General features: G+C 31.5%; 10 protein-coding genes. All 10 read right to left on the bottom strand.

Going from position 1 to position 11273, the window contains the following annotated elements:
• Positions 1-120 precede the first annotated feature (120 nt).
• Positions 121-1836: a BACON domain-containing protein gene (locus D0T56_RS10390; protein WP_163320084.1), complete on the bottom strand. Its 1716-nt coding sequence runs from the start codon at positions 1834-1836 to the stop codon at positions 121-123.
• A gap of 120 nt (positions 1837-1956) precedes the next feature.
• Complete coding sequence (locus D0T56_RS10385; protein ID WP_163320083.1) at positions 1957-2469, bottom strand: hypothetical protein; 513 nt, start codon at positions 2467-2469, stop codon at positions 1957-1959.
• A gap of 77 nt (positions 2470-2546) precedes the next feature.
• Complete coding sequence (locus D0T56_RS10380; protein ID WP_163320082.1) at positions 2547-3467, bottom strand: phage major capsid protein; 921 nt, start codon at positions 3465-3467, stop codon at positions 2547-2549.
• A 99-nt stretch (positions 3468-3566) separates the two neighbouring features.
• Positions 3567-4799, bottom strand: coding sequence for an XkdF-like putative serine protease domain-containing protein (locus D0T56_RS10375; RefSeq protein ID WP_163320081.1), 1233 nt, complete (start codon positions 4797-4799; stop codon positions 3567-3569).
• Between the two features lie 104 nt (positions 4800-4903).
• On the bottom strand, positions 4904-5089 hold the full coding sequence (locus tag D0T56_RS10370) for a hypothetical protein (RefSeq protein ID WP_163320080.1): 186 nt from the start codon (positions 5087-5089) through the stop codon (positions 4904-4906).
• Between the two features lies 1 nt (position 5090).
• Positions 5091-6380 (bottom strand): leucine-rich repeat protein, encoded by a 1290-nt coding sequence (locus tag D0T56_RS10365; protein ID WP_163320079.1) that lies wholly within the window; start codon positions 6378-6380, stop codon positions 5091-5093.
• A gap of 2 nt (positions 6381-6382) precedes the next feature.
• On the bottom strand, positions 6383-6976 hold the full coding sequence (locus D0T56_RS10360; protein WP_163320078.1) for a hypothetical protein: 594 nt from the start codon (positions 6974-6976) through the stop codon (positions 6383-6385).
• Between the two features lie 147 nt (positions 6977-7123).
• Complete coding sequence (locus D0T56_RS10355) at positions 7124-7531, bottom strand: DUF5053 domain-containing protein (protein ID WP_163320077.1); 408 nt, start codon at positions 7529-7531, stop codon at positions 7124-7126.
• A 47-nt stretch (positions 7532-7578) separates the two neighbouring features.
• Positions 7579-7740 (bottom strand): hypothetical protein, encoded by a 162-nt coding sequence (locus D0T56_RS10350; protein ID WP_163320076.1) that lies wholly within the window; start codon positions 7738-7740, stop codon positions 7579-7581.
• 130 nt (positions 7741-7870) lie between these two features.
• On the bottom strand, positions 7871-11188 hold the full coding sequence (locus D0T56_RS10345; RefSeq protein WP_163320075.1) for a hypothetical protein: 3318 nt from the start codon (positions 11186-11188) through the stop codon (positions 7871-7873).
• Positions 11189-11273 lie beyond the last annotated feature (85 nt).

The raw sequence follows: 11273 nt of genomic DNA, 5'->3' as shown, positions 1-11273 counted from the left end.
CTTGATTATATCAATTGTGTCTTGTTTAGCCATATCAAATTTTAATATATTGATATTTGAGATAATAATACAAAAAAAGCAGAAACATGATGCTTCTGCTTTCTTATATCATATTATATATTATCCTGTTATTTCTGCATTTATTACATAAGTTGCAGTTCTTGTTTTCTTGTTATAAAAAATCGTTCCTATTTTGGTATAGTCATTCTGATAATCAGCAGCATTTGAACCACCTTGTGTTGTAATACTCACACCAACAGCTTCAAATAATACATTCTCACCACCTACATTTTCAAAATTATAGCCATCCTGAACCATTGCACCACCTTTATAGGCATTCAGGAAGAATGCACAATTGCCATTTAAACGAGTACCAAACCAATTGGCATATACATTAATTTCAACCACATCAGGCAGGGTATCATATTGAGTTATTAAGGTGTTCATATTGATGTAAGTACATTCATTTCCACTACCTGTATTATCACCACCCCAAACCAAATAACTAGCAACATCAACATTTCTATTGCCTGACATATTCCAACCAACAGCAGAATTATCTAATTGAATATCATTAGCTAATGCAATATTAGTATTCATAAATACAGTTGATGTATCTAAATCCCTGCCATCACCTTCACCCCAATAATAACGAAAAACCAGATAATCAAATTCAGGAATAATGATAACATTTTCTGCCTGTGTAATATTAATAGTCAATTGAAGTTCTGGTTTATCATTGTGTTGTAATACGATTGTTCCATTTCTCATTGATTCTGCTTCATTTGCAGCGACATTAATATATAATGTATCATCAGTACCAATAGTATAACTTATCCAATTGGGAATGCTAACAACAGAATATTCATAATTTTCACCCAATACAGTAATAGGATAAGACTTTAAAGCACCCTCATAATTGAATAATTCTTCAACAATTCTTTGTTCTTGGTCGTTGGTAAAATACAGTTGATAATTGTATTTATTATAGCAAGTGGTATTGTATTTTCTTACTTTTTTACCATCAAAGGCTGTATCTATATCATAAGAACCCACCACATCATAATTACTTACATCCACATCATCATTGATGTTATTATATATGTGTATGGCTTGTTTATTCCCTGTATCTGAACATAACCTACCATCTTTATCAACAGCATATTCATTTTTATCATTGGTTACACAATAAGCATATTGTGCAACTTCATAATTGGTAAAACCTTGACATTCAAATAATGTTGGGATATATTTTATATTTAATATATAATCATCTAATGTTTTTGTTCTGTAATTCTCCATCACTGACAATGGTTTATAAGAGTTCGAAGAAAATGTAATGTTATATACATTATCACCTGTTACTTGCTCAATCAGTAATTCAATAGATATAGTAGCACCATTTTCATCACCAATTGTAAAACAGAAATCAGAAGTCAACACTTTTCCCTTCCAATATTGGTTATGAAGATTTGGGAAAAACATTACAAAGAATTTTTTGTTTTTGTTCTTGGATAGTAATAAATCCAATTCCTTATCTATTCTTCTGACCTTAGTCGTCAGTGATTGTGTATAATAGTGATTGTAATAGGTATGTTTAAAATTGGCTGTTTCATCAGCTTCTAATTGGTAGAATTTTGAAGTTGATAATATGGTACTGTATTCTGTCAAATTATCAAAGCTATCATTAAATGCTGTAGGTTTAAATGAACCTTTTGAAGTTTTGACAGCTTGAAAATCATCAAAAGGAAGAAGATATATTTTATATATGCCACCTGTCCTATAATCTAAGCAGTTATTTAATATATCTTGATTTATATCACAATTATTATTCATCAATATTTATGTTTAAGATATTGATATTGGTGGGGTGAGTACAAAAATACAAAAAGGGCGTTCCATGTGAACGCCCCTATCTACTATCTTATATTTTTATTACCATTTGGTAATAAGTTTTTATACCAATCCTGATACAACTGTTTCATCTAATAGTAATGTGTGTACTTCTGGTTCTACACCCACCATTGTTATAGTCCATCCCTGAGCATCACCAACTGCAGAACCACTATTATAATTGTTAGCTGTTGCCTCAATTCCATTGATACGACCAACCAAATTACATTTACCTGATTTATCAACTAATACAGCAGTGAACTTACCTAAATCCAATGGTGTTACTTGGTTCAACATTTCAATATCGTTATTACTAATAACTGCCTGAACTGTAATTTGTCTGTATTTATTACCATTACTAACTACTAAATCATCTTGGAAGAATGCAGTTTCGTTATTAAAATCAAATTTAAAGTATTTATCTGTTGCTTCTAATGTTATATCTGTTATATAACCATCAGCATCAGTTGTATATGTACTTTTCTCATTGAAATTGGTAAGATACAAACGTGCGATACCTGATAAATTATAATCACAAGATTTTGTTATAGAGCTATTTATTTGACATTTTGCCATAGTATATTTTTTGTTTTATTTGCTATTATTTAATTGTACTGGGATGGGAATAACCCACCCCAATAGCTTACTTGCTATTATTTATAAAGTACCACTTCATCAGGGAATGCAACTTGCACACCTAATTTCAATCTACCTTTAACGAAATATTTGTCATCTTCTGGTTGTGGGAACATACCAGTTCTTAACTCAGTTTCATCAGAAATCAAATCTGTACCATAAGCTAAATTGTGCCAGTTAGCGAATACCATAACATCAGATGGAATACCAGATAAAGCAACTACTTCATAACCCATATAAGATATACTATCACCAGTGTTTAACCAATTTTGGTTAATAACTATATTTGAGTTGTTTGTATCTGCTAATGCCAATTTAATTAATTTTTCAGCCTTTTTTGATACATAGAATTTTAATTCTCCATCCTCAGAAGCATCAATTACATCTTCTGATTGCGCTAAGAATATTTTTTCAAATTCACCTAAGATATTAGCTTTCGTTAAAGCCACACCTGCAACTTTGATTGTATCAGTTGCATTATCAAGAACGGTAATAAACCCATCAATATCAGTTGCTGATGCTACACCATTCCATATTTTAGCTTCTATTTCTTTACCTATTTTCTTTTGAACCAAATACATTATTTGGTCTTCTACTTCAGATGGAAGTTCATCCAAGTTTGCGCCTGGTTTCATAATTTCACCTATCCAAGATTTTTCAAATTCTGCTAAACATTGCTCAAAATTTACCTTGTATGGTTTTACCTCTAATTCACGTTCACTGAATTTTACATCACCTGATGGAGTCCAACCACAAGTACCCAACCCATCAAACTGAAGTAAATCGTCTTCAATTGAAGAAGTATTTAACAAGGTCTTATATTTTACGTTTGGAATTATATTAACGTGTTCAGAAGTCTTGTTTGAAAACATCAACTTTGTGAAAAAGTCTGGTTGTCTGGTAGGTTGGTATGTTACATTATCTAATATTACTGCCATAGTCGTATTTTATGTTTTTTTATTTTCTATTTATTTTGTGTTGGGATGGGTATTTTCCCATCCCAGTCAGTTGTCATTTAAGTTATTGATAACCAATTTTTATTTTTTCTGAAATGCTGATAATTGGTAAGCTAACTTTTCAGCCCTTGACATTTTTGTGTAGTCTATTTTCTTTGTCGATTGACGAACATTAGCAGGTTTGGTTGATGGTGTAGATTTTCTTAGTTTTCTCAATTCAACTGCATCATCAGCAACAGTAGATTCCAATTCTGCTATTTTAGCCAATAATGAAGCGACATAATCAGCAACTTCTTTAGTTACTGGGTGCATTGTTCCATCAATATCAATTTCAAATGTTTCATCTTCAACAAATTCATCTTCCTGTTTTACTCTTTTCGATTTCTTTAATTCAGTTGGTGCAACTGCTTCTTCTGGTTCATCAGCCACATCATCTGTTTCTTTTGTTTCAACTAAGTAGCCATCTGCATCAATTTCAATTATTGAATCATCAGATAGTATGTGTTCACCAGCACTCATTTGTTCTCCATCAATAGTAGCATAACCATCTTCATCAACAGTTATTTCACTGCCATCTTTAAGGGTAAATATTCTTACTGTTTCACCTGCATCAGCAGCATCAGCAATTTCAACATCCTCAATATCTAAGAAGAATCTACCTATCTTGCTTAATAAATTTTTGTTTGTGTTTTTATTCATAGTATATGTATTATTTTTTATACTGTTATTTTTTCTAACCTTTTGATTTATTGATAAATCACTTTTTGTTTTTCTTAATTTTTCCTGATAGAACATTCCTTCTAATGAGAACCCTTTTACATTGCCTGTTTTTACTTCTTTATTCCAATATTTTGAATCAGAAACCTTATAGGAACACATCAATGTACCTTTTGGTAATCTTTGGAACCCAAGTGCATTAGCCTTGTCATTGTCAGGGTCTTGGATAATCCATAATTCAACTAAATAGTTACCTGTCAATGGGGCTTGATGTTGGTGGGTAGTATTGGTTAATGCGATTTGGGAACGCATCATTTTTTGTGCAATCTTTTCAATTTGTTCAGCAGAATAGGTGATATAATATTCATACTTACTATTATCATCATATCTGTAAATCAGTTGTTCTGGTTGGAGTACAACACCAGTCAATATTTGTTTATCTTGGTTCAGGTGTAGTTTCTGTTCTTTTTTCTGTTTGGATAAAGCAACAAAATCAACCTCGACGGCAGGAAAATCAACAAAGCTGATTGCATAGATGCCTGTTTCATTATCGCTTTCATCAATCACACACTTATATATTGGGATATCTTTATTCATCGTAATAATAGTTTATATTTATGATATTGATATTGTAGTAATTAAAAAAGGGTTACAATCACTGCAACCCCATATTATCATTTGTAATAATAATAGTAAGATTATTATCCCTTTTCCAATTCTGCTAATATTTCTTCTGCTTCCTCAATAGTGATTTCAATATAATTATCAGCAGAATCATTCTTACCTAAATACATTTCAGATGAATAAATTTCTGTTTTGTCAGGATTTGAAAATACAAATCCATCATCTGCTACTATTTTCTTTATTTTAACTGTTTGTGTTTTCATATTATGCTATTGTGTAATTTTTATTTATTGTTTTCGTCAACACTTCGTCTGTTATTCTAGTCTTAACTTCAGCGTGTAGTGTTATGCTTCTTGTTGTGTTGCCTGTATTATCACCAAGATTAGTTAGGAACTGATTTATTGATTCAGCCCTGATTGATTTTGACCTGTTTAGGTTGATGTTTATCTGAGGGATTGCCCCAACATTACATTTTATATTTAATAATCCATATAGATTTGAAAATGAAAGTGTTGTTAAGCCTGTGAACCCACCAAAGTTTATATTGAATAATGTATATGTATTTGAAATAGATACACTTGTCATATTATTTAAATTAACATCATTAATATTAACCCCAACCAAAGCATTGTTACCTATTGAAGTAACTCCTGATGGGATAACAAAATCTTCCAAAGAACTACAACCATAAAATGCACTTGCAGCCAATGTGTTTAAACCTGTCAACCCTAACAGATTCAGTTTTTTAAGTTTATAGCAGTTGTAAAAACCATTTGTTAAGCCACCATCATCTTTTAATGCCGTAGGTAATATTATATCTGTTAGATTATAGCAACAATAAAACGGATATCCATTTAGACTATTTACATCATCTTTTAACCTTACTTTTTTTAAATTATAACAAAAAGCAAAGGCAAAACCATTCCCCAAACTTTTTGATGCAAAATTTGTCTTATTTGTTATTTCAAAACACTCTAAATTACTCTCAGAATATACAGTTACTGAATTACCATTAGCAAAAGAGATTTGTGTAAGATTGCAATTATCTAATACCACCCAACATATTTCATAAGAATTATAAATATTCTCAAATGATGGTCTGATTTGTACTTCTGATGTTGGTTGAGAATATATAATCATATATCTGGTTGAATATCCATCAGAAGTTGGTTTATCAAATGATTTATTCCAAGTATGGGTATAAGTCAATGGTACATTTTCTACCCATTCACCAGCATTTGTTTTAAATGATATATTGGTAATATTAGATATTACATTGGATAATAATACAGAATCTTTTACATCCTTAAACAAGAATATACCAATTCTATCATACCCATCTGGTATTATATCTTCTGCCAGTATTGTTTTTATATCATACCATTCTGCATTGGGTTTCCATTCCTGATTACCTGATGGTATTTGTGCAATCTTATCAGGGTAATCAGCGAACACCACATCATCAGCCACATCAACACCTTTATCAATTATGACTTGCCTTATATTGTATTTCGTATCTATTATTTTATATAATTTATCTGCTGTTGTTCCCATTATTATATTATTTCTCCATTTATTACATCAAGAATAGTATTAATATTCCCAACAATATTATCTATATATTTTTTATTGGCTGCGTGGTTATCAGAAGTTGGTATAGCAACACCTTCAATAATAGTATCTGAGCCTGTCCAAGTTGATGTATTTTGTGTATTAACTTGTAATTTTCCCTGATGGTTAAATTCAATTAAGACTTGTTCATTGTTGATATTCTTACCTACAATAGTACCAATGTTAGATATGTTTGCACCACCAACGTTTACTGCTGAATTACCTGATGGAACACCATTAAAAATAATTTCACCTGTCATTGTACCACCTGCAAATGGTAAGAATTTAGCATCTGTTTCAGCTTTGGTATAAGCATCAGAAACGCCACCCCCTGATGCTGTCTTAAAAACCTTGTCTAACTCTGTATCTATATTGGTTTCAGTTAATTGAGTTCCATTAATGGTTGTATCAGATAATATGCCTGTTGCAATTAGTTTGTTATCTTGGAAGAACGTAACTGAATCAGTTGGTATAGAATATGTATATGTAAATGCAGATAAACCACCTGTATATACAATATTGCTATCTTCTATTTTCACACTTTTTGAAGTTGTAGTTATTATCATATCAATATTTTATTCTATTGATATTATGATAAAAAAGAAAGGAGAATAAAAAAAGCACCCATGAAAGGGTGCTTAAAAACCTATACAGGTTCAATATAAGTTTTTGGTGTCAATAAATAATTACACAAGTGTAACTGAACCTAATTTTTTTGAAATATCGTGTAGGGCTAATTCAAGAGTTTTTAATTCATCATCTGTGAATTTAGCCTTTTTTCCATTAACCTTATAACCATTAATACGTTGATATAACCATTCTTTTGATTTATTAAAATATTGTTTAGCAATGTAAGACAAAGATACTATTTTTTCAACTTCATATAATTTAGCTTTTATAAGTAATATTTCTACTTCTTCACTAGATTTTTCCATAGATTCATCTACCATATTTTTAATAAATTCATCTATCAACATTTTTTCTTTTTCTGTACTTACTTCTGCATATACTTCTGTTACTAATTCTTTGAATTTATCAACCTCTGAGTTAGTAAAGTATTCTTTTATTTTATCTAATTTATCAATCAATTTCATAATGTTTATTTTTTATAAGCACCCCTTTCGAGGTGCTTTTTGTTTTTTTACTTTTCTAATTCTTTTAAAATTTTGTCAATGGTATTTATTAAATCTAATAATCTATCTATCTCTTTTTCATAATTGGGTAAATACTTTAACATTTCAATTTTACTTTTATACTCCATTCGCTTTTGAAGTAACTCTTTTTTAAATTCTTGTTTTTCCATACACTTATGTTTTAATTAATTATTGACAATACAAATATAATAATCTTTTGCGTATTGCGCAAATTTATTGGAAGAAAAATAACAGGAAAAACATAAAAAAATATTATTGTCATTTGGTAATAACTTTTTGTTAACTAAACCCTGCACTATCCTTAACTGTTGTCATCTGGTCGTTTACCCTGTTTATATCAGTCACGCTAACTGTTGGATTGAAATTAATATTTTTGATAGCATTTAATATTTCTTCATTACTATTATTGGTACTTGTTATATTATTCAGATTAACCAATTGTCCTCCATCTTCATACATTTGTTTGAACCCTGATGTTGGTATAATCTTACCAGTCGAATCATCATAGTAACTAATGAAATCACCAACACCCAATTCTCTATCCTGTGAGTTGATATAAGATAATAAACCTACATTCTTCATAGTAGTTCTTTTATTTACAACATATTCATTGCCTTCAACTTCTATGTTAGTACCTTCAATTCTTGCACCTCCTTGTGAATGGGGTTTACCTTTAATCAATCCACCATCTTCTAATTTACTTAATTGTGCTGTCATAATACCAACCTGAGCTGCACCCATTGCCCCTGCAACAGATGCTAATGCTAAACCTAATGGGAATGGAGAAACTGTTAAGGCATTGATTACTGCTAATGCAGTGTTGGCAACACCCTGCACAATATTACCCATCATTTCAGTTTTTTTCTGTTGCTTTTCGATTTTGGCAGCTTCCTTTTCTCTTTTTTCCTTTTCTTTGGCAAGTTGTTTTTCCTGATTGGCTAATTCCTTGTTCAAAGCCATTTCACGTTGAATTTCTTCTTGTACAACTAAGGCACGACCTCCCTGCGCTGTTTTTGCTTCTTCATTCAGGGCTTTCAATCTCTCATTGCTTTCTTCTTGCAATTCAACAACAGCTTCATATTTTTCAGTTACTTCATCCAATTTTGCATTGGCTTCTTCCAATTGCATATCGAAAAACATAGACATAGTTTCAAAAACACTACCAACTGAATCTGAAATAACTTGTACTTTTTCACCAATTTTTGCTGATAAATCCTCCCAATAATCATTAATCACCTGTGTTGCAGCCTGTGTATTATCTGCAATATCCTTATTGGTGGTTTTTATCTTATTATCCAAGTCGTTCAGAGCCTGTTTTTTGTTTTCAACCGCATCTTTATATTCCTGACTGTCTTTGTCATAAGTTGAAATAAGGGCATCATAGTACCTTTCAATTTGTTTTTTACTACTATCTAAGGTTTTCAGGTATTTATTTAATTCATTACCAACTTCTTTAAGGTTATTCTTAGTAGCATCAACATCAATCAGGTTAAATTTACCACTTTTTGCAACAGCATTTTCTTTTAAATTATTGATAGTATTTAATTGGTATTCAATTTGTTTTGTTTCATTATCAATAGCTTTAGTTTGTTCATCTCTTAACTTATTAATCCTGTCTGTTTCAAGTTTTAAATAATCATCATTTGATTTTTTAACTGCTTTGTTCCTATCATTCAGTATTTTCTTCTGATTATTGAATGATTTGGTATCCAATTCATCCTTTTGTTTATTGTATTCTTCTGTAATACTCGTTGTATCTTGTCCTAGTTTTTCAGCCTGAACAATAAGAGCATCATATTTTTCTTTCAATACCTTTTGTTCATTTTCAGCCAATGTTGAAGCATAGGTTAGTTCTTGGTTATAAGCATCTTTAATTGCTTTATTCCTAACTTTTAATTCATCTTTGGTGACAGCAGTCATATTATTAGCTGAATCTTTTAAATTACTGATTCTTGTATTCTCATTTAACAACCACATTTTGTTGGATTCTTCCAAATAAGACTTTAAGGTCTTTTTATAATTTTCTAAATTCTGTTTGTATTGTTGCCCTGCCTGTTTACCATCTTGTTCACGTTTTTTCTTTGCATCAGTTTTTTGTTGTGCATCATAAATTATCATATTGTCCTTACTGTCCTGATATGCTTTTTCCTGTGATTGGTATATATCTTTACTGTCCTGTAAGGCTTGTTTATTGGCTTCACGTTCTTCTGCATTCATTTTAGAAAATGCAGATTTCATTTCTTCATATCCTTTTTTGGCTAAATCAACTTCTTCTTTACGCTTGTCAATGGTATATTGAAGAATATCACGTTGGTTTTTCCCTTGTGCTGCCATCAATCGAGTTTGAAAATTTAATTGATATTCCAATTCAGATAAAATGTACTTGGTTTCATTCAAGGCATAATTAAGATTTCTTGTACTAACAGTAGCATTATCAGTTTCATCACTAAATGCAATAATTGCAGCAACAACACCTGCTAATGCCATAGCTATTAATACCAATGGGTTAGCTGCCAAAACAGCATTCCATAAGGTTGTGGCAATGGTGGCTGCCTTAGTAGCAACAGTTTGAGCAATGGTAGCAGTTGTATTTGCCCCTTGTGCAGCAGTATTGGCAGTCTCAGCAGCAGTTTCAACCACTGTTGCAGTAATATTACTTTTTTTAATAATCCCTAATGCAGTTAATGCCTTAGTATATAATGTGTTTACTAATGTTCCTTTTTGTGTTAAAGTATTCTGTAATGCCTGTAACGATTGCAGGGTTGTCATCACACCCATCATTTGTTGCATAGTTCTTTCAACATCCTCATTAGCAACACCAAACATATTCATTACACCTGTTGCAGTACCAAATACACCTGTTAATGCTTCACCAACACCAATAACATTATTCAAGCCCTGTGAATGTGATGCAAATTCATCAATGCTTGCACTTGCGTCTTGGATTGCTTGTTTTATCTCCCCTGCACGTTCTGCTAATGCTTGAAATGCTGCATCAGATGGTGATATTCCATTAGCAATCATTGCTGCTAATTGATTTTCAATATCACCTAATTCTTCTTTCATTGCTTTGGCAGCAATAGAGTAATCACCAACTGATTCTTGGTGTCTTCCTGTTGCTTCTTTGGCTGCCTTGTGTGCTGCGTCCAATTCTTGAATTTGAGCCAATAATGCACCACCAACATCAGCATTTTCTCTTTCTGCCTTACTCAGATTATCATATTGCGCCCTCAATAATTTTAATTGGGCTGCCATTTGGCGTACACTACCTTCCTGTGCTGTATTGGCTTGTACTGTTGCTGTTACTTCTGCTCGCCTATCCCTTAATTGTTGGTTAGCTTCTATGTTGATACGAGTAGATTCAGATTCCAATGCCTGAATACGTTGTTGGATTCTCTCATATTCTTGCCCAGCCTTACTTACTTCTTGTTGGGATTGGGTGACAGTGTTGTTGGATGCTGCAACTTCCTGATTACTTGTAGCAACAGTAGCATTAACACTATTGATAGCATTTAATGCTTCACTTAGTTTTATTACATCATTGTAACTTTTTTCAACCCCATCTATTTGAATGGTAAATACCTTTTTATCAGCCATTATATCAACTTTTAGAATATTGATATTTGGATGAGTGGTGGTTTATTATTATTTTTGAAGAGAAAAAGGGGGGCTCGTGGATTTC

The sequence above is a fragment of the Dysgonomonas sp. 520 genome (genome assembly GCF_010501095.1).
Lineage (GTDB): Bacteria > Bacteroidota > Bacteroidia > Bacteroidales > Dysgonomonadaceae > QVMP01.
This window is presented reverse-complemented; position numbering and strand designations above follow the sequence as displayed.